We start from the raw sequence: 21,053 nt of genomic DNA, 5'->3' as shown, positions 1-21,053 counted from the left end.
TTTACTATTTCACTGCCTTCTTCAGCGCGTTTTCCTGTTTGAAGACTAGTATTGCCTAATTCACTTGCTATTGAAGCATTTTCGTTAGAAATATTTTTAGCTTGTTTGATTAAAATTCTTATTTTTTCTAAAAATTCATTAATAGCACTTGAAGCGTGAGCTATTTCATCATTTCCTTTTACTTCTAATTTATTAGTTAAATCCCCATCTCCACTGCTTAAATCTCTTGCTTTAATCTCTAATATTTTTAAAGGTTTTGATATAAATAAAGTTGCGAAAATATATGCAATAAGCATTAAAACTATGAAAATAATTGCACTAATAATTATAAATTTTATTAATTCTTTAAATTGTTCTTCGCCTAATTCTTTTGCGTTTTTATCTAAAAATGTATAAACACTATCTAAATCAACTGCAGTGCTAAATATCAAGCCACTTGCTTTATCTTGTAATGAATATGCTAAGAATTTCTTAGTAGTTTTATCTTTATATTTAAACTCATATTCGCTAAAGCCACCACCATTGTTTCCAGCATTGATTATATCTTGTATGAAAGCTTTATTATTGGTATCAACTGAATTAATTTTATTAGTTCCAATCCAATCTTTTAGTGTGTGATACACAACTAAACCATCTTCTTGAAATACTAAAAATCCTTTAGTATTGTTATCGTATCTTACTTCATCTAATTTGTTTTTTAATATGTCATTAAATTCTTTTAATTTGTTTTGATTTTCTAAATCTTTATATGTTGTTTTTGTATATTGAACCATACTTTCTACTAAAGTTTTTACTTGTTCTTTTCTAAGATATATGCTTTCGTTTTCAATTTCAGTTAGCATTTTGTTTTCTAACTTATCAAACATTAAACTAGAATTAAAGCTAAGTGATACTACTAATAGTAATAATGAACAAAATACCAATATACTAATCTTAAGTGAAATTTTCATTCTAAATCCTTTTAATTTTTTGTAAATAATAAATATATTAGATAAATTTTTATTAATTAAATTTTATTTTTTTTACATTTTTCATTCTTTTTAATTTGTATTAATTATTAAATAAGCAAAATTTGATTAAATCCTAAGAAAAAACCTAATGGAGGCAGTATGATTACAGGTGCAAAGATGATTTGTGAAGCTTTAAAGCTAGAAGGTGTTGAAGTAGTTTTTGGTTATCCTGGTGGAGCAGCTTTAAATATCTATGATGAATTATATAAACAAAATGATTTTAAACATGTTTTAGTTCGTCACGAACAAGGTGCAGCTCACGCAGCAGATGGCTATGCAAGGGCTAGTGGTAAAGTTGGAGTTGCTATTGTTACAAGTGGTCCAGGATTTACAAATACTTTAACAGGGATTGCTACAGCTTATGCTGATAGTATTCCTATGGTTTTAATTTCAGCTCAAGTTGCAAATTCACTAATAGGAACTGATGCGTTCCAAGAAATTGATGCAGTTGGAATGAGTAGGCCTTGTGTAAAGCATTCTTATTTAGTAAAAACTATTGAAGAATTACCAAGAGTTTTAAAAGAAGCTTTTTTTATAGCAAGAAGTGGTCGTCCAGGGCCTGTTCATATTGATATTCCAAAGGATATTACAGCTATTAAAGGCGAATTTAAATATCCTAGTGAAGTAAATATGAAAACATATAAGCCAACTTATAAAGGCAATCCAAGACAAATTAAACGCCTAGCAAGTGCTTTAATGGAAGCTAAAAAACCACTTTTATATATAGGTGGTGGTTGTATTAGCTCAAATTCTAGCGAGGCTATCCGTAAATTTGTGGAAAAAACTAAAGTTCCTGCGGTTTGCACTTTAATGGGTTTAGGAGTATTAGAACACGATAATCCGTATAATCTAAGAATGGCAGGAATGCACGGAAGCTATAGAGCTAATATGGCTATGAGCGAATGTGATTTATTAATTTCATTAGGTGCTAGATTTGATGATAGAATTACAGGTAAAACTAGCGAGTTTGCAAAATTAGCAAAAATTGCTCATATTGATATTGACCCAACTTCAATTTCTAAAATCATTAAAGCTGATTTTCCTATAGTCGGAGATGTTGGTAGTGTTATTAGCGATCTTTTAGATGAGGTAAAAGAATTTGAATTTGATTTATCAACTTGGCATAGTGTTTTAGATAGACACGAGAGTTTATATCCATCATTTAGTTATGAAGATAGCGATGAAATCTTAAAACCACAATGGGTAATTAATGAATGTGCGAAAATTACTCCTAATGCAAATATTATTACCGATGTAGGGCAACACCAAATGTGGGTAGCACAATTTTTTAAATTTAGTGAGCCAAGAAGACTTAGTACAAGTGGTGGTTTAGGAACTATGGGATATTCAATTCCTGCTGCTTTAGGAGTTGCATTTGCAAAAAATAATGAAGTAGTTCTTAATTTTGCTGGTGATGGTTCGTTTTTGATGAATATTCAAGAATTAATGACGCTAACTGCAGAGCGTAAAAAAGTAATTAATATTATTTTAAATAATGCTTATTTAGGAATGGTTCGCCAATGGCAAACTAGATTTTATAATGAAAGATATTCAGAAACTAATCTTGAAGATGTGCAACCTGATTATGAAATGTTAGCAAGAAGTTTTGGCTGTGATAGCTTTAGAGTAAAGAGTAAAGATGAATTTATTAAAGCATATCACGAATGTTTAAAAAGCCCTAGAACTTGCGTGATTGATGTTATTATTTCAAGATTTGAAGATGTTTTACCAATGGTTCCAGCAGGTGCTGCAATTTATAATATGATATTACCACAAAAATTAATCACAAAGGATAGCAAATGAGAAGGGCGTTAAGCGTTATTGTAGAAAACCAACACGGGGTTTTAAGTAGAGTAGTAGGGTTATTTTCTGGTCGTGGTTATAATATAGATAGCTTAACTGTTGCTCCTATTGCAGGGACAGAGTTTTCAAGAATTAATATAATTACAAGTGGAGATGAAGCTGTGTTTGAGCAAATTACTAAACAACTTCACAAATTAATTTCTACTTATAAAGTCTTTGAAGATTGCGAATTTGTTGAGCGTGAATGTGTTTTGGTAAAAATCAATATAGACCAAAATCTAGCTGGTCTTGATAGTTTATTAAAAGGCTATAATGGAACAATAGCTCACTCAAATGATGAATATATGACAATTTGCGTAAATGATACTAGCGATAGAGTGGATAATTTTTTAAAGACGATTAAAAAATACAATCCTAAAGATTGTGCTAGAAGCGGCGTTGTTTTGATGGAAAATTAATATGAAAAGTTTAAAAGAATTATGTGAAAATATAGGAATTAAAATAGAATTTGAAATGCAAATTTCAAATCTAAATTCCTTAGAAGATGCAAATGAAAATGAGCTTAGTTTTTGTATAAAAGAATGTGATGCTTTAAAAACTACTAAAGCAGGTGCGGTATTAATTAGTGAAAAATTAGCAAATCTTTTACCAACAAATGTAAAAGCAGTTATTTGTGAAGACCCAAAATATATTTTTGCATTGTTTAGTAAGGTATTTTCTAAGGATTTAATTAGAGTTGGTAAAGACGCAATCATAGGCGAAAATACAACAATAATGCCAAATGTTTATATAGGTAAAGATGTTAGCATAGGAAGTAATTGCACTATTTTAGCAGGTGCTTATATTGGCGATGGAGTTTGTATTAAAGATAATGTAATAATATACCCAAATGTTACAATTTACAATGATAGTGTAATAGGAAATCATTGTATAATTCACGCTGGAAGTGTTATTGGAAGCGATGGTTTTGGCTATGCAAGTAATAGCAAAGGACATTTTAAAATCTATCATAATGGTTATGTAGAATTACAAGATTTTGTTGAGATTGGTTCGTGCGTTTGTATTGATAGAGCAGTGTTTTCAAAAACACTTATAAAAACAGGCACTAAAATTGATAATTTAGTTCAAATAGGACATAATTGTGTTTTAGGTCAAGGTTGCTTATTAGTATCTCAAACAGGACTTGCGGGTTCAAGTGAGCTTGGAAATACTGTCGTAATGGGCGGTCAGAGTGCAACGAGTGGGCATTTAAAAATTGGCGATGGTGCTATTATTGCTGCTAGGGGTGGAGTTAGTAAAGATTTAGCTGGTGGCAAGGTTTATGGTGGATTTCCTATAATGGAGCAAAGTGAGTGGCTAAAAATGCAAGCAAAATTAAAAAGGATTAATAAATGAAAGCTGAACTAATTAGTTCAATTTTACTCAAAGGCACTCAAAGTGGCAAAATATCATTAGCTAATATTAAAAACCCTTATGGAGATGGTAGCAATGATGTTTTAAGCATAGCTGTGTGTTTAAAAGAAAATATTCCAGAATGGAAAGTTCATATTCCTTATGAAAATTTAGATGAATTAATAATAGCTTTACAATCAATTAGTGGCAAAAGGCAATAAAATTGATTAAAACCCATTTAAGAATTTTTGAAATAGTGCTAATACTTATGATGTTTAGCATAGTTTTTGTTTTTTCTATGGGTTTTTTTAACTATGGGGGACAAAAATCTCCTTATGGTTTTTTATTTTCTCAAACCCTGTTTGCGATTGTTGGAGTGCTTATTATTTTTACATTTCAATTAATTAGCGAAAAGGCTTGTTATAGAATTTTATATGTTATTTTAGGTTGCAGTGTTTTAGCTTGTTTTGTCTTACCATTTTTACCTGCTTCGTTAGTTGTTGAAACTAAAGGAGCTAGGAGATGGATTAGGCTTTTTGGTTTTTCCATTGCACCATTAGAATTTGTAAAAATTTCTTTTATAGCTTTTTTGGCTTTTACATATTCAAGAAAGATTGATAAAAGCAAAAGAACATTTATACAAGATTTGCGATTATTAGCTCCAACTATAGCTATATATTGTTTTATTTTTGGCTATGCTTATATTACTCAAAATGACTTAGGACAATGTGTTGTAACTGCTGTTACATTGTTTATTATGGCATTAGCTGCTGGGGTTAGGTTTAGAAATATTTTATATTTATTTTTAGCTGCAATTGCTGCTGGAATTTCATTAATAGCTTATAATCCTAGAAGACTTGAAAGAGGGCTTGAGTGGTGGGGTAGTATTCAAGATTTTGTTTTACCAATTTTCCCTGAAAGCATTCAAGAAAGTCTTAAAATAGCCCATTCAAGTGAGCCTTATCAAATATCACATAGTTTAAATGCTATTACAAATGGAGATTTATTAGGGCAAGGATTTGGATTAGGGGTTTTTAAATTAGGATTTTTAAGTGAGGTTCATACTGACTTTATCCTATCAGGCATTGCCGAAGAAATAGGATTTTTAGGATTTTTGTTTGTTTCTTTATTATTTGGTTTTTTAATAGCTTCGGTATTAAAATTATCAACTTATATGAAAAATAAGCAAAATTATTTGTTTTGTATAGGCTATGGTGTTTGTATTATGGCTACTTTTTTAATGAATATTGGTGGAATTATTTCTTTAATTCCTTTAAAAGGAATTGCAGTGCCGTTTTTAAGCTACGGGGGTAGCTCTATGTTGGCTAATTCTATAGCTATTGGAATATTATTAAGTATTTTTAAAAATACAGGAGAAAATATTAATTTGGAAAATAAAGAATGATAGCAATTACTGGTGGTGGAACAGGTGGGCATTTAGCAGTAGCTAAAGCTGTGTCAAAAGAATTAGATGAGTTTGTTTATATAGGTAGCACTAAAGGACAAGATAGTTTATGGTTTGAAGGTAGTAATTGCTATTTTTTAAAAAGTAGTGGTTTTGTAAATCAAGGAATTTTAGGCAAGATTAAAGTTTTATTTTCTTTAATAGCTTTAGTATTTGAATGCCTTAAAATATTTAAAAAGCATAAAATTACTTGTGTTTTAAGCGTTGGTGGATATTCAAGTGTGCCTGCTAGTATAGCTGCAATTATTAGTTTTAAAGCACTAATAATTCACGAACAAAACTCAAAAATGGGTCTTGCAAATCGCCTTACAAAACCATTTGCTAAAAGGTTTTTTTCAGCTTATGAAAAAGAGTTTTGCCCTTACCCTGTGCAAGAAAAATTTGCACTCAATAAAAGAAAAAGAACCGAAATTAAAACGATTTTAATAATAGGTGGCTCTCAAGGAGCTAGATTTTTGAATGATTTTGCATTAGAGCTTTATCCTGAATTATTAAAATTAAATATTAAATTAATTCATCAATGTGGTGCTAAAGAGTATGATAAATACGAAAAAGCGTATGAGAAATACGAAATTAAACCAACACTAATAGGTTTTTCAAAAGAGATTGATAAATATATGCAAGAAGCTGATTTTGCTATTAGTAGAGCAGGTGCTAGTGCTAGTTTTGAGCTAATAAATATAGCTTTGCCAACACTTTTTGTGCCGTATAAATATGCTTATAAAAATCATCAATATTTTAATGCCTTGCATTTAGTAGAAAACAAACTAGCATTTATTTGTGAAGAAAAGAATTTAAATAAAGAATTTGTATTGAATTTGCTTAAAACAAATGCCTTAGAATATGCTAATAATTTATATGAATATGAAAATGTAAATGGTGCTAAATTCTTAGCAAATGTTTTAAAGGAATATTGATTTGAGCTTTTTTTCTGTTGAGTTTTTAATATTAATATTTATATTTTTCATTGTATTTAATTTACTAGGCAAAAATAAGCAAAATGCTTTATTATTAGGGTTTAATATACTAATACTATATTTATTTAATCCTTATTGCTTATTAGTAGTGCTTGTTTTTAGCTTTTTTATTCATTTTTTTGCTTTGAGCGTTTATGTTAGAAATTCTAAAAATATCTTTTATACTGCTATATTTTTTATAGTGTTAAATCTGTGTATATTCAAATATTATTCAAGTATTAAAGATAGTGTTGATTATGTTCTAAGCTATTTTGATATTATGATTGCTGATATAATTTTTCCTTTAGGGCTTAGTTTTTATACTTTTAATGCAATTACTTATATTGTTTGGGTTTATAAAGAAAAACAAGAGCCAGTTGGTTATTTAACGCTTTTTACTTATCTTAGTTTTTTTGCTACTTTTGTTAGTGGTCCTATATTTAGATATGTTGATTTTATTAAGCAATTTAATACTTTAAAACGCTTTAAACACAAGGATTTAATACTAGCTAATTTATTGTTTGCTTTAGTAAAAGTATTTTTGATTTTACCTATTGTGGATAAGTATTTTTACGCATTTTTAAATGATTTAAATAATTTAAGTTTTTTAGGTTTATTAAATTGTTTTTACTTGTATTCAATCAAATTATATTTAGATTTTAGTGCTTATATTAATTTAGTTTCTGCATTTGCTTTAATGATTGGCTTTAAATTGCCTAAGAATTTTAATAATCCATTTAAAGCTAGAAACATTCAAGATTTTTGGAAAAGATGGCATATTAGTTTATCAAGTTTTATTCGTGATTATATTTATATTCCACTTGGTGGAAATAGGGTAAATAGAACAAGTTTAAATATTATTATTGCCTTTGTTATTTCGGGTATTTGGCACGGAAATTCGTATAATTTTGCTTTATGGGGTTTAGCTCACGCTTTAGGGCTGATTTTTATTTCTTTATTTTCTTATAGGTTTAATAAATTTGTAGCTTCATTTATAACTTTTACTTATATTAGCATTGTTTGGAGCTTTTTTTATTTTGTGAGTTTTGATGAGGTTAGAGAATATTTTTCATTTTTCTTGAAATTTAATTTCATTGATAAAAGAGAAATTTATATATTTTTAGTAGTATTTGTTTTATTTATAATTAATTTTTATTCTAAAAACCACTTAGCATTGGTTGTAAATATTTTAAGACATTTAAATATTTTTATAAAAATTATTGTAATTAATCTAGTTTTATTAATTGTGTTTATTTATATGCCAAGTGGAATTCCTAACTTTATATATGCAGGGTTTTAATGAGAGAATTTGTTTTAATAATTATTAGTTCAAGCATTATTTTTATTAGCTTATTTAACGACTCTTTAAAAGAATATTATGAAGTAAATTATCATAAAAATATAGATTTTGATTTTGCATTTTTTAAAAAAAGCAATGAATTTAAAGAATACCTAGAATACAATGTGTTTTTTACAAAGGTAAAAGAAATAAAACCACAAATAAGCAATGAAAACAATAATAAAATAAAGGTATTTCATAAATGTTATCTTGATACTTTATATATGATTAAGCTAATTGCTAAGCAAGAAATTCACAATAATCAAAAATTAGTTTTAAGTAAAGATAATGGGGTAATTTTATTAGGCGATAGTTTAATGCAAGGTGTTGGGCTAAGTATATGCAATTCTTTAAAAAAACAAAATATTAAATGTGAGAATTTAGCAAAGCAAAGCACAGGATTACTTAGGAAAAAATACTATGATTATGCAAAGGTTTTAAAATCTTCTTTACAAGAAAGTGCAATTAAAAATGTAGTAATTTTAGTAGGTGTAAATGATTTATGGAACGCTAATGAAAACAACAAGGTATTAAAATTTGGCGATAGTGAATGGAAGAGTTTTTATACAAAAAGAATTGATGAACTTGTAAAAATTACAAGAGATTATAACGCTAATATTTTTTGGTATGAATTACCTGTAGTTAAAAACGATGAGCAAAATGAAAAAATAAAAATATTAAATGAAGTATTTTATGAATTGGCTAAAAAAAATAATTATCAATTTATAAAATTAGATTCTGTATTAACCGAGCATTTTGATTTTTATATCAAGATAGATGGCAAAAGCAAAAGGATTAGGTCAAATGATGGCATACACTTTACTCCACTTGGGTATGAGTTGATTTCACAAGATTTTTTTAAAACAGTTGAAATACAATGAGAATTATTATTTATCTTAGTATAGTTATATTTTTTTCATCTTGTAGTTATGTGGATAGTTTATTTATAAAAGAGATAAAAACAGATAAGATTTATAAATCCCCTAAAATATCTCAAAAAAGCCAAAATGAAATTCTTGTAAGCAAAGAAGCAAAAGTTAAAACAAATTTAGTTAATTTTCAGCCTGATAAACCAAAAGAAATCCAAGTAAAACCTAAAAGCAATCTTTTAATTCCTTATAAAAAAATAGCATTTATAGGAGATTCTCATTTAGCAAGTGATTATATTCCCGAATATTTTAGAAAGGCTTTAAATATTCACTCTTTAGGATTTGTTCCTGCGATTTTACCTAAATGGCACAATCAGTATTTAGCAGATTATAATAGCTTAGGATTTAATGTAGAGTATTTGATAAATACAAAAACTAATTTAAGTTTTGGTGGAATTAATGCAAATTGCAATGCAAAATGTGAGATTAATATCCATCTTAAATTCAAGGCTAATAATGTTGAGTATTTAGAATTTAAATCAGGAATTTGGAATATAAAAAATTATCAAAAAAATACAAATCAGATTAATTTTTCTACAACGGCAAATAAAATCGGTGGTTTTATTACTAATAATTCTAGTTATATTGATAATTTAGGTATTAATGGAGCTAGTATTTTTAATTATTCAAGAATAGATTATAACTTAGCTAAAAGTGTTGCTAAGAAATTAGATTATGATTTAATAATTTTTTCTTTTGGCACAAATGAGAGCGTATCAAATAAGATTAATCAAGAGAATTTCATTAATAACTATTTAAATATTATAGAACTTTTCAAAACAAAAAAATCAAAAATAATATTATTAATCCCGCCAGAACCAACATTATTTGTGAATAAAAACTATGTTAAAGGAGAGAATAATGCTTTAGTAAAAACTTTAATCAAACAAGTGGCAAAGACAAGTGGTGTTTATATTTTTGATATAGATAATTTAATGCAAAAAGAAGGGGGAAAAATTGCTTGGATAAATGATAAAAAATCATTAAAAAATACACATCTTACTAAGTCGGGCTATGAGTATGTAGCATTTAGGTTATTAGAGTTTTTAAAGATTACAAAGGAATAAAATGAAAGATGAATTAATATATAAATTAGAAGATAGGCCTCCGTTTGTGCGTGCTGTTTTAGCTGCACTTGTTCATTTATTAGCTATGTTTGTAGCAGTAATAACTCCTTCATTATTAATAGGAAAAGAATTAGGACTTAGCCCTGAAAATGCTACTAGGATTATTTCTATGTCATTATTTGCTAGTGGGGTAGCTGGATTTATTCAAATGATGACTTTAAAGGTTGGAAAATTTCAAATTGGTTCAGGTTTATTAAGTGTTCAAGGAACAAGCTTTAATTTCGTTTCAGCAATCATTACAGGTGGCTTAGTATTAAGAAATCAAAACCTAAGTGATGCAGAGATTTTAGCAGCAATTTTTGGAACTCTTATGTTATGTAGTATCACTGAAATGCTAGTATCAATCAGTTTAAAATATGTAAAAAGAATTATTTCAAATCTAGTTTGCGGAATTGTTGTAATGATAATAGGTCTTACTTTAATTAGTGCAGGACTTATTAGTGCAGGCGGTGGATTTGCTAGTATGAGCAAGGATATTCCTGCGAATTTACAATTTGCAAGTTTAGAAAACTTAGCTTTAAGTGGGGTAGTATTATTATCAATTGTAGTATTTAACTCTTTTAAAAAGCCTATTTTTAGGGTTGGAGCTTTATTTTTCTCAATTATTATTGGTTTAATACTTGCTACATTTTTAGGTAGATTTGATTTAAGTAATGTGCATTCGGCTAATTTATTTATAGTTCCTGAACCATTATTTTATGGTCTTAGCATAGAAACTAGCCTAATTTTGCCATTTGCGATAATATTTTTAGTTACTTCACTAGAAACCATTGGCGATATTAGTGCTACAAGTGAGCTAAGTCATCAGCCAATGAAAGGCGAAATATATGAAAGAAGATTAAGGGGTGGGGTATTTGCTAATGGGTTTAACTCTTTAGTATCAGCATTTTTTAATACCTTTCCAAATTCTTGTTTTGGTCAAAACAACGCAGTAATTGCACTAAGCGGGGTTGCAAGTCGTTATGTTGGATATATTGTTTGTATTATGCTTATGATTTGCGGGATTTTTCCTATTGTTGCAGAGTTTGCTTTAAGAATACCTGAACCTGTAATTGGTGGTGCTATTTTAGTAATGTTTGGAACAATTGCTGCAACTGGAATTAAAATAATTTCAAGAGAAGAATTAAATAAGCGTTCTGTTATGATACTTTCAATTTCACTTGCTCTAGGTTTAGGGGTAAGCACTCAACCACTTATTTTAGAGCATTTACCTGATGTGTTTAAAAATCTATTTGGCTCAGCAGTTGCAACTGCAGGATTTAGTGCTATATTGCTTGAGATTTTATTACCTAAGGACAATAAATGAGAAAACTATTAATATTATTAATTCCTAGCTTTATTTTTGCTAGGATTTTAATTCAAGGTGCAATGCCTATTGAGATTGATACTTTAGTAAATGCTATGAGTGATAAAAAGGTAGTTAAAATCGGTAGCTATATATTTTATGAAGGCAAAATTAAAGGAAGAGATATTGTAGTATCAAGGACTTTAATAGGTCTTGTAAATGCTTCAGCAGCTACAACTTTAGGCATAACTTATTTTAAGCCTGATATTATTATAAATCAAGGCACAGCAGGTGCTATTGTAGAAGGTCTTAAATTAGGAGATATAGTTGTAGGAGATAGAATTTATAATGCAAATTCTTATAAAACTCCTAAGAGTTTATACACTATCAATCCTTTAGCAAAAGAGCCAATGATAGCTCCACTAACTTTGTTAGATGCAAATAATGAAGATTTAAAAAATGAGTATTTTACAAGTGATGAAACTTTAGTAAATAAATTTATAAGCCTAGCTCCTAAAGGAGTTTTAAAGGTAAATATAGCTAGTGCTGATGCTTTTAATAAAGAAATCTTAATGCTTCATCTTTGGAATAAAACCTATAATGCAAGCGTTGAAGAGATGGAAAGTGTAGCTGCTGCTCAAGTTGCTAAAGCTTTTAATGTGCCGTTTTTAGCTATTAGAATTGTGTCTGATAATTTGATTGAAGATATTGATTATACTCCTAGTATTGCTATTAAATTACAAGAATTATTAATAAAGATTATTGATAAGTTTTGATATTTAATTTTTATCCTAGCAAAAACTAGGATAAAAATCTTTTTATATTTTAAAATATTTTATATGTTGTGTTAAGGTATTTGCAATTTCTTTTAAGCTATTTGCTGCGTGTGTGTTTTCTTGCATAGATTTATTGGTATTTTCAGAGCTTTTTGTGATACTTATCATATCGTTATTTAGGCTTTGAAGTTTTTCTACTTGTGCGTTAGCAGCGTTACTTACTTCATTAGCTTTTAATAATGAATCATTTGCTTGATGGCTGATTTGCTCTAAAATCAAATTAGCTTCATTAGCTAGTCTCATTCCGCTTTCTACTTGTGGAACTGCTGTTTGAATAGCATCAACCGTTGCTTGAGTTTCGCTTTGTATTATTGAAATCATATTTGATATTTCATTTGTTGCTGTGTCAGTTTTTTCTGCTAATTTTCTAATCTCATCAGCTACAACTGCAAATCCACGCCCATGCTCTCCTGCACGAGCTGCTTCAATTGCAGCATTTAATGCAAGAAGATTTGTTTGCTCTGTGATTTCTTTAATTAATTCTGCACTATTGCTAATTTCGGTTGAGTGTTTATCTAGCATTTTGATTTGCTCTGAAGAATAATGCACGGTTTCTGTGATTTTTTCTATTTCTTTAATTGTAGTTCTCATAGAATTAATTCCATTATTTGATAATTCAACCGTTTTTTGAGAATTTTCTTTCGTTTGATTTGCTATATTTAATACATCTTGCATAGCTATTCTAGCATTGTTTATATTTTCTAAAGATTCTCTTGATTTGTTTTGTTGTTCGTTTGATAATTTACTAGCATTATTTGAAGCATTTGTTACTTCTTTTGCACTATTTTCTAATTCTTTTGAAGAATGAATTACTTCTCCTACAATGTCTTTTAATTTATTTTCCATTTCTTTTAAAGCATATAGCATACTATCTTTATACTTAGTATCAATTTTAGTATCTAAATTCCCGTGCGATATGCTAATTACTGCTTTAACTGCGTCTTTTACTTCACCACCAAGTGAACTAATAATTAATCTTGTTATATAAAGTGCTAAGAAAATCGCTACTAAAAATGCAACTATGCTAATTGCTATACTACTACTTAAAAAGCTGCTAATTGTCCCTCTTGCTTGTTTTGTTAATGCTTGATTTTTTGCTTCTTGATAGTCAATAAATTCATTAATAACATTTAGCCAAGTAACAAAACTATCTCTTGCTTGAGATAATAATATTTCGTGAGCTTTGTTTGTATCATTATTGTTTTTATATTGAATTATTTCTTTTATTAAAGGAAGAGTTTTTGCTTCTACGCCTTTAATTTTTTCTAAAATCAATCTATCTTTATCATCTACTAAATCAGCATTTGCGAATATTTTTGCCATATTATTAGCTGCTACATTGTAATTGTTTTCTAATTTATCAATTAAAGATATAGCATTATTTATCTCGTTTTTATCACTTAATAAAACAACATCTCTAATAGCTATTGCTCTATCATGCACACTACCTCTAAAATCAACTGCATACCTTTGTTTTACAGCATTTACATCGCTAATTTCATTTAAATCATTATTTACGCTATTAATTTTAATATATCCGCTAAAAAATATGATTAAAATAAATGCAAGAATACTAGCAAAACCAATGAATAATTGGGCTTTTAAAGAAAGATTTTTCCCTAACATTTTATTTCCTTTTAAATTAAATTTATTTTATTATAATAAAAATTATTAATTAGCAAAATAAAAATTAGAAAAATTATAATGATAATTTAATATATGAATTAATTAAGTTTAATTTAAGCATATAAGCTAGGAATTTTAGTTGAAATTCATATATTTAATAGCGTTAAAATCAATATCTTATGATGATTTTTATATTTTAAAATTAAAAGAATTTAAATTAGGAATTAATTGCATAATCCTTTTAATTAATAGCTTTTGTGTTTTAAGGTGCTTAAATTTATTTTTTTAAAGGTTTTTTGATAATTTCAATTTTAGTTTAATAATTTTCATTAATTTAGCAAGATAGCTTATGGATTAGGTTTTTGTTTTATACCAAAATTGACCTAATCCCATTATAAGTCCTTTTTAATCTTTAATAATCTTACGAAGGTGTCTAAGACAGAGCTTCGTATTTTTCTAAACTTAAAGTGATTTCAAACGCTAATGTGTTGTAAGTCTATGATTAGTTTTTCCACTAAAGTGCTAAAATTTGAAAGAATTTTAAAAGTGGAAAAATCACTACTTTTTAAAAACTCTCAAATACTTAACACATAAGCAAGTTTTACTTGCTATTGCAAACCTAATTCTATCACAACACGGTTTGAAACAACAAACAAAACATACAACCCGTTCTCTCGCATTTATTGCAAACCTAATTCTACCACAACATGGTTTGAAACAACGTTTTGCTAATCCAATCAATAGGAATATTTTTAATTGCAAACCTAATTCTACCACAACATGGTTTGAAACGCCAAGTACTCTACTGCTGAGCTACAATGACATAAAAATATATGTTAAGACATTGTTTTTTACAACATCTTAACATTTGAAACTTATTATAAGTTATAGAAGTCTTCAATTTTATCAGTACAATTTGTATCTTCTAAACCGTAATTTTCATATTTTGTATAATTATAGAGTATTCCTTGTTCGTTTGTTCCATTACGTTTTTGTGCTTCTTTTACTAAAGTTAAAACCTGAGGTTTAATGTTTATATATAGTTCAAGTAATTCTTGGTAAGCTTCTTTAGCCTGTTCTTTTGCTTTATCTAATTCCTCTTGTTGTTCTTTAGTGGTTGGCTTACGATCATATACAGGACCATTTTCTTCATTATGTCGTGCTTTTATACCATAAATTTTTGAAATACTTTCATGCATCTTTATTTTAGCATCTCTATATTGTGAAGTTATAACAAATATGTGATGATGAAGTCTTGCATTATCATAATTTTTAAAATTTGCAGTAGAAGCTTTTACATCATGCAATATATCTGCTTTTCGTATAACACATTCTGACATGTACTTATTATCTTTATTATCATCACTAAAAGAATCACTATTCATTCCTTTAAATGCTCCAAAAGAACCTACAATAGTTATTATGACTAATAATATTGCTATACCTTTAATATTAAATAATTTTTTCATTGTTTTTTCCTTTTAAAATAGTTTTTTAATTTTTAGATTTTTTATATTTTTTAGTTTTAAAATAAATTAGTTAGATAGCATCGTAATTTTTATCCATATTAACTCCTTTAATGAAATAAAATTTATTGTAATACCCCCCCCCATTAATAAAAGTTAATAAGATTAATTAGATAGTTTAAAAATAAGTTTTTTTATGTGAATTAAATATTAAATGTCGTTATAAGGCAAAATATTATATTTTGTGCTTAATCAAAATAACTACTAGTTTGGAATTTAAATTAAAAAAATTATTTAATATAGTATGGATTTTCCTAATTTATAGCTAAATTAGGAAAATTTATTAATTAGATAGTATCTCCGTTAAAGATTGAGTTTTTAACCACTACATAATCAACTTTTCTAATATCACGAAGTTCTTTTCCACCTGCATAAGAAATTGAGCTTTGCAAATCTTCTCTCATTTCATTTAAGGTATCAAAAATATTTCCCCTAAATGGAACATACATTTTTTTACCTTCTACATTTTTACGCTCACCTTTTTGAAATTCACTTGCTGAGCCATAATATTCTTTCATTTTTTTGCCATCAATTTCTATGGTTTTTCCAGGACTTTGCTCGTGTCCGCTAAATAATGAGCCTATCATTACAAAAGTAGCTCCAAAACGAATTGATTTTGCTATATCTCCGTGATTTCTAATACCACCATCAGCAATTATTGGCTTTTTAGCACTTTTAGCACACCAGCGTAGAGCTGCAAGCTGCCAACCACCTGTTCCAAAACCGGTTTTAAGCTTAGTAATACATACCTTACCAGGTCCAATACCAACCTTAGTTGCATCAGCTCCAGCATTTTCTAAATCCCTAACAGCTTCAGGAGTTCCGACATTTCCTGCTATTACAAAGCTAGTTTTTAATGTGCTTTTAATGTATTTAATCATCTTAATTACATTGTCGCTATGTCCGTGAGCAATATCAATTGTAATATATTCAGGATATAGCTCATTTGCTTTTAATTCATCAATAAATTCGTATTCTTTTTGAGTAATGCCAACAGAAATTGACGCAAAAAGCCCTAATTCTTGCATTTTTTTTACAAAGTCTAATCTTTTTTCAGGCTCAAATCTATGCATAATGTAAAAATAATCACTTCTAGCAAATGAAATCGCTAATTCTTCATCAATGATTGTTTGCATATTTGCAGGAACTACAGGTAGTTTAAAAGTTCTATTACCAAGCCTTACGCTAGTATCGCATTCGCTTCTTGAATTGATTATACATTTTGCAGGGATTAATTGCACGTCTTCATAATCAAATACTAATAAATTATTTAACATCTCATCTCCTTAAATTAAAGAACTGATTTTATCTTATAAACAATTAATAAAAACTTGATTTTAAAAGTAAAAATACTTTACGGAATTTAAATCCGGATTTTCACCGGAATTATTTTTTAGCTATCGCTTCTATTTCTATTCTTGATGCTTTTGGTAATGCTGCTACTGCAAATGCACTTCTAGCAGGGAAAGGCTCTTTAAAAAACTCAGCATAAGCTTCATTAACTGCTGCAAAATCATTTATATCAGCTAATAAAACCATTGTTTTTATAACATTATTCATATCTAAACCTTGCTCGTTTAAGATAGCTTTTATATTTCTTAAACTTTGTCTTGTAAGCTCTTTAATATCGCCTTTTACAAACTCTCCTGTACTAGGGTCAATTGGTAGCTGACCACTAACAAATACTAAATCATCTGATTTACCACACACACTATAAGGTCCAATAGCCTTTGGATAATTCATTTTTTCTCCTTTTTTGAAAAATTTTGCAAAAATATTAGCAAAAAAATATTAATTGATAAAAAATAATAAAAAATATTTATAATTAAGGATTTTTTAATAATTTTTTTGCAAAAATTAGCATTAATAATAATTTTTTATTAATTTAATTAAATTTAAAGGAGAATTTATGGAAAATAATTCTAAAAATACCAACTATGCTACAAAAAGCATAAGGTGGTTTACTTTTATTGTTCTTGTTTTTGGTGGGGGAACGGTGTTTAAATTATCATCTTTAAAAGATGCTTTTTATGTTCCTATGCAAGAATTTATGCATCTTAGTAATACTCAAATAGGTGTTGCTTTATCGGTTTATGGAATTGTTCAAACAGTAGGTAATTTTGCTTCTATTTATATATCAGATAGATTTTCTAAAAGAATACTCATACCAATTTCATTGGTTTCTATTGGTATAATTGGCGTTTATATTTCAACATTTCCTAGTTATTATGGTATATTGGCTGCTTGGGGATTGCTTGCCTTTTTTGGTGAAGTTGTTTATTGGCCTGTTTTATTAAAAGCTATAAGATTGCTTGGTGATTCAAGTCAACAAGGAAGATTGTTTGGATTTTTAGAAGCAGGTCGTGGTGTTGTAGATACTATAATAGCTTTTTCAGCTTTAGGTATTTTTGCTTTATTAGGAAGTGGGGCAGCTGGTCTTAAAGGTGGTATTTTATTTTATAGTGCTTCTGTTGCTATCGCTGGAATTGCAAGTTATTTTCTATTAGAAGATGATAAAGTTCAAGAAGTAGATGAAAATGGAAATAAAATTAGTAGAAACAAAGCTGCTTGGAATGGCGTAATAAAAGCTGTAAAAACACCTGAAATATGGGTTGTATCTTTAACAATTTTTACAATTTACTCAATTTATTGTGGATTAACTTATTTTATACCTTTCTTAAAAGATATTTATGCAATGCCTGTTGCGTTAGTAGGTGCTTATGGAATTATAAATCAATATACACTTAAAATGGTCGGAGGGCCTATTGGTGGATATTTGGCAGATAAAAAATGTAAAAGTGCAACAAAATATTTAAGATATGCTTTAATTGCTGCAGCTTTAGCTATGGTTATTTTTATATTATTACCACATGATAATATGAATGTTTATTTTGGTATGACATTAACACTTGGGTTTGGTGCTATTGTTTTTACAATGAGAGCTACATTTTTTGCTCCTGTTGATGAAATTAGAATTCCAAGAGAAATAAGTGGTGCTGCTATGAGTATAGCTTGTATTTTTGGTTATTCTCCACAACTATTTTGTTTTGCATTATATGGATACATTATTGATACAAACCCTGGTATAACAGGTTATAAAATTGTATTTTCTATAATGGTTGGTTTTGCACTAGCTGGAATTTTAGTTACTACTTTGCTTCTTAAAATGATAAAAAGAAAAAAAGAAGCTTTAGGAGAATAATATGAAAATAGGTTTAGAAACTGAAAGTATGCATTTATGGTTTCAAAATAATAAAATGGATATTTTTAGCTATATAGATTTTGCTAAAGATTTAGGTTTTGATGGGGTTATTATTAATATTATTAAAGATTATGGACTTGATGAAAATTGGGGAACGTTAGGTAGTAACAACTTGGAGCATTTAAAGAAAATATCTAAAAAGCTAAAAAACTATAATATGTATTGTGAAATTGATATTAAAGGTTTTGATTATAATAAAATGAAAGAAGTTTGCGAAGTGGCCTCTATTTTAGAGGCTAGCATAATAAGAAGTTATGTTCCTATTACTAAAAAAGTTCTAAATATTACAAAGGGTAGTGAGGGTGCATATGATGATTCTAAGATAACTGCAGATTTTAATATTGATGAATTTTACAAATTTTCTGAAGATATAAAAATGTTAATTCCATTATTAAATGAATATGGAGTTAATTTAGCTATTGAAAATCACGAATATCAAACATCTTTTGAAATGATTGAATTATTAAAAAAGGTAAACAACGATAAGGTAAAATTATTGTTTGATTTCGGAAATTCTATGATGGCGTATGAAGAACCACTTCAAGCTTGTAAGAATATGGCACCATATACAATAACCACTCATTGTAAAGATCATATAATATTTCAAGAAAATAATGAATATTATGTATCAGGAACACCATTAGGTGAAGGAAATATTGATATAAAATCTTGTATAAATGTTTTAAAGTCATATGGTTTAAAACATATAAATATAGAATCTTGTTATCCTTATTGTTCTACTTTTAAAAGGAAAGTAGGAACAGGTGGTGTTAATAATTTGGGAGAAGGTGCTTTTAAAATAGAGCAGCCATTATTTCCTGAACTACAAGCAATGCAATATTATTACCCACAAGAGGTAAGTTTGAGTGCTTTAGATAAATTATTAAAATTACAAAAACAAGGTGTAGAAAATAGTCTTAAATATCTTAAAACAATTTTATAATTGTTTTGTTGTTCTAGTTGCTATATTAAGCAACTAGAATTTTAAATCTTCATTATATAAAAATAATAAAATTTTATTATTATTTTTTCTAAAATTAATAAAAATTTGTTACTTTTTGTAATATTTTATGAAAAAGTAAGAAAAATTAAGAAAATTTATTAAAAAAAATCAAAAAAATTATTATTTTAAGAAAATTTTAAAGATGGGGGGGGGTATAATCAAATGATGATTTTTAAATAAAGGAGAAAAGATGAGCAATTTTGCTTTAATTTCGGTCTTAATAGCTTCTATTGCTTTAGTTGTGTTTTGTATTACAAAACTTAAAATCCACGCTTTTTTATCATTAAGCTTAGCAAGTATTTTTGTCGCACTTATAACTGGTGTTGATTTAACAAAAATCGGTTCTATTATTGAAAATGGAGTAGGTGGGACGCTAGGATTTTTAGCTGTTATTATTGGTTGTGGAAGTGTCTTAGGAAAAATGCTAGAAGTTAGTGGCGGAGCGCAAAAAATAGCCCTATCATTACTAAATCTACTTGGTAAAAAAAGAGCTGATATTGTTATGATGTTGGTTGGATTTATTGCTGGTATTCCTGTATTTGTTGAGGTTGGATTTGTCTTATTAGTGCCTTTAGTTTTAGTTATAGCTAAAGAAATAGGTGTTAGCAGAATAAAAATAGGCATAGCATTAGCAACTTCACTAATGGCAGTTCATTGTATGGTGCCACCACACCCAGCAGCTACTAGCATAGTAGCTACTTTAGGTGCTGATATAGGTCAAGTAATTTGGATGAGTATAGTTGTGGGTATGATATGTGCTTTTATAGGTGGGGTTTTGTTTTTGAAATTCTTTGATTTTTCAAAAGATAATGAGATGAGTGTTTTTGATAATACAAGTTCTACTTATAACTCTATGCCAAGCACAGCAATTACTTATTTTACAATACTTTTGCCTTTAGTTTTAATGTTGCTTAAGACTTTAGTATTTAAAGATAATGCAGTATTTGCATTCATTGGAAATCCTATTATCGCACTATTAATAAGTGTTTTTGTAGCATACTATACTTTAGGCTTAAAGCAAGGCTATTCTATGCAAAATTTAATGGAATTTAGTTCTAATTCATTTACGCAAATTGCTTCAATTTTATTAATTATAGGAGCAGGTGGAGCTTTTAATGAGATATTAATTGCTTCAGGCATTGGCGAAGCATTAAAGCAGACTTTAGGAAGTTTGAGTTTAAATCCTGTGTTTTTAGCTTGGTTAATTGCTATTATTTTACATGCTAGTGTTGGAAGTGCAACGGTTGCTATGATTAGTGCAGCAGGAATTGTCTTGCAAATGGATAGTAATGTTAGTAAAGAAGTTTTATGCCTTGCAATAGGAAGTGGTGCTATAGGTTTTACTATCGTAACTGATAGCTTATTTTGGCTAGTAAAAGAAAGCTTAGGAATGAGCGTAAAAGCTATGTTTAAATATTTCACAAGTGCGACTTTAGTAGCAAGTATAAGTGGTTTAATCTTAAGCTATGTTTTATCAATAATTTTATAAGGAGT

Annotated in this window: 18 protein-coding genes and 1 pseudogene; 14 read left to right on the top strand and 5 right to left on the bottom strand. The window is 28.1% G+C overall.

Features of this window, described 5'->3' with window-relative positions:
- Positions 1 to 128: 128 nt before the first annotated feature.
- Positions 129 to 842 (bottom strand): annotated as a pseudogene (locus AVBRAN9331_RS09880) (cache domain-containing protein); the annotation flags it as partial.
- Positions 843 to 1,109: 267 nt separating this feature from the next.
- Between AVBRAN9331_RS09880 and AVBRAN9331_RS05455 the strand changes: the two are divergent.
- The 11 genes from AVBRAN9331_RS05455 to AVBRAN9331_RS05405 are packed head-to-tail and all read left to right on the top strand — an operon-like array spanning position 1,110 to position 12,082.
- A complete protein-coding gene (locus AVBRAN9331_RS05455; RefSeq protein WP_336612582.1) occupies positions 1,110 to 2,813 on the top strand; it encodes an acetolactate synthase large subunit in 1,704 nt (567 codons plus the stop codon).
- Positions 2,810 to 3,271 carry an acetolactate synthase small subunit gene (gene ilvN / locus AVBRAN9331_RS05450; RefSeq protein ID WP_214117892.1) on the top strand — a complete coding sequence of 154 codons (462 nt, stop codon included), beginning with the start codon at positions 2,810 to 2,812 and terminating at the stop codon, positions 3,269 to 3,271. Before AVBRAN9331_RS05455 ends, ilvN begins: the two co-directional genes overlap by 4 nt.
- 1 nt (position 3,272) lies before the next feature.
- On the top strand, positions 3,273 to 4,208 hold the full coding sequence (lpxD, locus tag AVBRAN9331_RS05445; protein ID WP_336612581.1) for a UDP-3-O-(3-hydroxymyristoyl)glucosamine N-acyltransferase: 936 nt from the start codon (positions 3,273 to 3,275) through the stop codon (positions 4,206 to 4,208).
- Positions 4,205 to 4,426 (top strand): hypothetical protein, encoded by a 222-nt coding sequence (locus AVBRAN9331_RS05440; protein ID WP_214117890.1) that lies wholly within the window; start codon positions 4,205 to 4,207, stop codon positions 4,424 to 4,426. Before lpxD ends, AVBRAN9331_RS05440 begins: the two co-directional genes overlap by 4 nt.
- Before the next feature lie 2 nt (positions 4,427 to 4,428).
- Positions 4,429 to 5,610 (top strand): FtsW/RodA/SpoVE family cell cycle protein, encoded by a 1,182-nt coding sequence (locus AVBRAN9331_RS05435; RefSeq protein ID WP_336612580.1) that lies wholly within the window; start codon positions 4,429 to 4,431, stop codon positions 5,608 to 5,610.
- Positions 5,607 to 6,587 carry a UDP-N-acetylglucosamine--N-acetylmuramyl-(pentapeptide) pyrophosphoryl-undecaprenol N-acetylglucosamine transferase gene (locus AVBRAN9331_RS05430; protein WP_214149782.1) on the top strand — a complete coding sequence of 327 codons (981 nt, stop codon included), beginning with the start codon at positions 5,607 to 5,609 and terminating at the stop codon, positions 6,585 to 6,587. Before AVBRAN9331_RS05435 ends, AVBRAN9331_RS05430 begins: the two co-directional genes overlap by 4 nt.
- Position 6,588: 1 nt before the next feature.
- A complete protein-coding gene (locus AVBRAN9331_RS05425) occupies positions 6,589 to 7,926 on the top strand; it encodes an MBOAT family O-acyltransferase (RefSeq protein WP_214149781.1) in 1,338 nt (445 codons plus the stop codon).
- Complete coding sequence (locus AVBRAN9331_RS05420) at positions 7,926 to 8,846, top strand: DUF459 domain-containing protein (protein ID WP_336612579.1); 921 nt, start codon at positions 7,926 to 7,928, stop codon at positions 8,844 to 8,846. The genes AVBRAN9331_RS05425 and AVBRAN9331_RS05420 overlap by 1 nt, the downstream gene beginning before the upstream one ends.
- Entirely contained in the window at positions 8,843 to 9,961 is a 1,119-nt protein-coding gene (locus tag AVBRAN9331_RS05415; protein WP_336612578.1) for a GDSL-type esterase/lipase family protein, read from the top strand. Before AVBRAN9331_RS05420 ends, AVBRAN9331_RS05415 begins: the two co-directional genes overlap by 4 nt.
- Before the next feature lies 1 nt (position 9,962).
- Entirely contained in the window at positions 9,963 to 11,327 is a 1,365-nt protein-coding gene (locus tag AVBRAN9331_RS05410; RefSeq protein ID WP_214117884.1) for a uracil-xanthine permease family protein, read from the top strand.
- The gene (locus AVBRAN9331_RS05405; RefSeq protein WP_336612577.1) at positions 11,324 to 12,082 is read left to right on the top strand and encodes a 5'-methylthioadenosine/S-adenosylhomocysteine nucleosidase; all 759 of its coding nucleotides are present in this window, start codon (positions 11,324 to 11,326) and stop codon (positions 12,080 to 12,082) included. The genes AVBRAN9331_RS05410 and AVBRAN9331_RS05405 overlap by 4 nt, the downstream gene beginning before the upstream one ends.
- 42 nt (positions 12,083 to 12,124) lie before the next feature.
- Here the strand turns inward: AVBRAN9331_RS05405 and AVBRAN9331_RS05400 are convergent, their stop codons facing one another.
- The 4 genes from AVBRAN9331_RS05400 to AVBRAN9331_RS05385 all read right to left on the bottom strand — a co-directional run bounded on the left by AVBRAN9331_RS05400 (position 12,125) and on the right by AVBRAN9331_RS05385 (position 17,037).
- Positions 12,125 to 13,768, bottom strand: coding sequence for a methyl-accepting chemotaxis protein (locus tag AVBRAN9331_RS05400; RefSeq protein ID WP_214149777.1), 1,644 nt, complete (start codon positions 13,766 to 13,768; stop codon positions 12,125 to 12,127).
- Positions 13,769 to 14,646: 878 nt separating this feature from the next.
- Complete coding sequence (locus AVBRAN9331_RS05395) at positions 14,647 to 15,237, bottom strand: hypothetical protein (protein ID WP_336612576.1); 591 nt, start codon at positions 15,235 to 15,237, stop codon at positions 14,647 to 14,649.
- A gap of 344 nt (positions 15,238 to 15,581) precedes the next feature.
- Positions 15,582 to 16,571: a GMP reductase gene (locus AVBRAN9331_RS05390; protein ID WP_214117880.1), complete on the bottom strand. Its 990-nt coding sequence runs from the start codon at positions 16,569 to 16,571 to the stop codon at positions 15,582 to 15,584.
- A 109-nt stretch (positions 16,572 to 16,680) separates the two neighbouring features.
- Positions 16,681 to 17,037 carry a RidA family protein gene (locus tag AVBRAN9331_RS05385; protein WP_214117879.1) on the bottom strand — a complete coding sequence of 119 codons (357 nt, stop codon included), beginning with the start codon at positions 17,035 to 17,037 and terminating at the stop codon, positions 16,681 to 16,683.
- Between the two features lie 166 nt (positions 17,038 to 17,203).
- Here AVBRAN9331_RS05385 and AVBRAN9331_RS05380 point away from each other — a divergent pair, with 166 nt between their 5' ends.
- The 3 genes from AVBRAN9331_RS05380 (at position 17,204) to AVBRAN9331_RS05370 (ending at position 21,048) form a co-directional block, all read left to right on the top strand.
- Complete coding sequence (locus AVBRAN9331_RS05380; RefSeq protein ID WP_336608606.1) at positions 17,204 to 18,496, top strand: MFS transporter; 1,293 nt, start codon at positions 17,204 to 17,206, stop codon at positions 18,494 to 18,496.
- Between the two features lies 1 nt (position 18,497).
- Entirely contained in the window at positions 18,498 to 19,499 is a 1,002-nt protein-coding gene (locus tag AVBRAN9331_RS05375; protein ID WP_336612575.1) for a sugar phosphate isomerase/epimerase family protein, read from the top strand.
- A gap of 250 nt (positions 19,500 to 19,749) precedes the next feature.
- Positions 19,750 to 21,048, top strand: a complete 1,299-nt coding sequence (locus AVBRAN9331_RS05370; RefSeq protein ID WP_336612574.1) for a GntT/GntP/DsdX family permease — start codon at positions 19,750 to 19,752, stop codon at positions 21,046 to 21,048.
- Positions 21,049 to 21,053: the final 5 nt, after the last annotated feature.

It is taken from the genome of Campylobacter sp. RM9331, assembly GCF_020137685.1.
Lineage (GTDB): Bacteria > Campylobacterota > Campylobacteria > Campylobacterales > Campylobacteraceae > Campylobacter_E.
Note: the sequence above shows the minus strand (reverse complement) of the source record. Positions and strands in the feature narration are given on the sequence as shown.

What these genes read in the sequence shown, in the direction of transcription:
- AVBRAN9331_RS05370 (WP_336612574.1), top strand. Translation starts at nt 19,750, where the DNA reads ATGAGCAATTTTGCTTTAATTTCGGTCTTAATAGCTTCTATTGCTTTA.
- AVBRAN9331_RS05415 (WP_336612578.1), top strand. Translation starts at nt 8,843, where the DNA reads ATGAGAATTATTATTTATCTTAGTATAGTTATATTTTTTTCATCTTGT.
- ilvN (WP_214117892.1), top strand. Translation starts at nt 2,810, where the DNA reads ATGAGAAGGGCGTTAAGCGTTATTGTAGAAAACCAACACGGGGTTTTA.
- AVBRAN9331_RS05420 (WP_336612579.1), top strand. Translation starts at nt 7,926, where the DNA reads ATGAGAGAATTTGTTTTAATAATTATTAGTTCAAGCATTATTTTTATT.
- AVBRAN9331_RS05405 (WP_336612577.1), top strand. Translation starts at nt 11,324, where the DNA reads ATGAGAAAACTATTAATATTATTAATTCCTAGCTTTATTTTTGCTAGG.
- AVBRAN9331_RS05395 (WP_336612576.1), bottom strand. Translation starts at nt 15,237, where the DNA reads ATGAAAAAATTATTTAATATTAAAGGTATAGCAATATTATTAGTCATA.
- AVBRAN9331_RS05410 (WP_214117884.1), top strand. Translation starts at nt 9,963, where the DNA reads ATGAAAGATGAATTAATATATAAATTAGAAGATAGGCCTCCGTTTGTG.
- AVBRAN9331_RS05385 (WP_214117879.1), bottom strand. Translation starts at nt 17,037, where the DNA reads ATGAATTATCCAAAGGCTATTGGACCTTATAGTGTGTGTGGTAAATCA.
- lpxD (WP_336612581.1), top strand. Translation starts at nt 3,273, where the DNA reads ATGAAAAGTTTAAAAGAATTATGTGAAAATATAGGAATTAAAATAGAA.
- AVBRAN9331_RS05455 (WP_336612582.1), top strand. Translation starts at nt 1,110, where the DNA reads ATGATTACAGGTGCAAAGATGATTTGTGAAGCTTTAAAGCTAGAAGGT.
- AVBRAN9331_RS05430 (WP_214149782.1), top strand. Translation starts at nt 5,607, where the DNA reads ATGATAGCAATTACTGGTGGTGGAACAGGTGGGCATTTAGCAGTAGCT.
- AVBRAN9331_RS05400 (WP_214149777.1), bottom strand. Translation starts at nt 13,768, where the DNA reads ATGTTAGGGAAAAATCTTTCTTTAAAAGCCCAATTATTCATTGGTTTT.
- AVBRAN9331_RS05375 (WP_336612575.1), top strand. Translation starts at nt 18,498, where the DNA reads ATGAAAATAGGTTTAGAAACTGAAAGTATGCATTTATGGTTTCAAAAT.
- AVBRAN9331_RS05390 (WP_214117880.1), bottom strand. Translation starts at nt 16,571, where the DNA reads ATGTTAAATAATTTATTAGTATTTGATTATGAAGACGTGCAATTAATC.
- AVBRAN9331_RS05380 (WP_336608606.1), top strand. Translation starts at nt 17,204, where the DNA reads ATGGAAAATAATTCTAAAAATACCAACTATGCTACAAAAAGCATAAGG.
- AVBRAN9331_RS05440 (WP_214117890.1), top strand. Translation starts at nt 4,205, where the DNA reads ATGAAAGCTGAACTAATTAGTTCAATTTTACTCAAAGGCACTCAAAGT.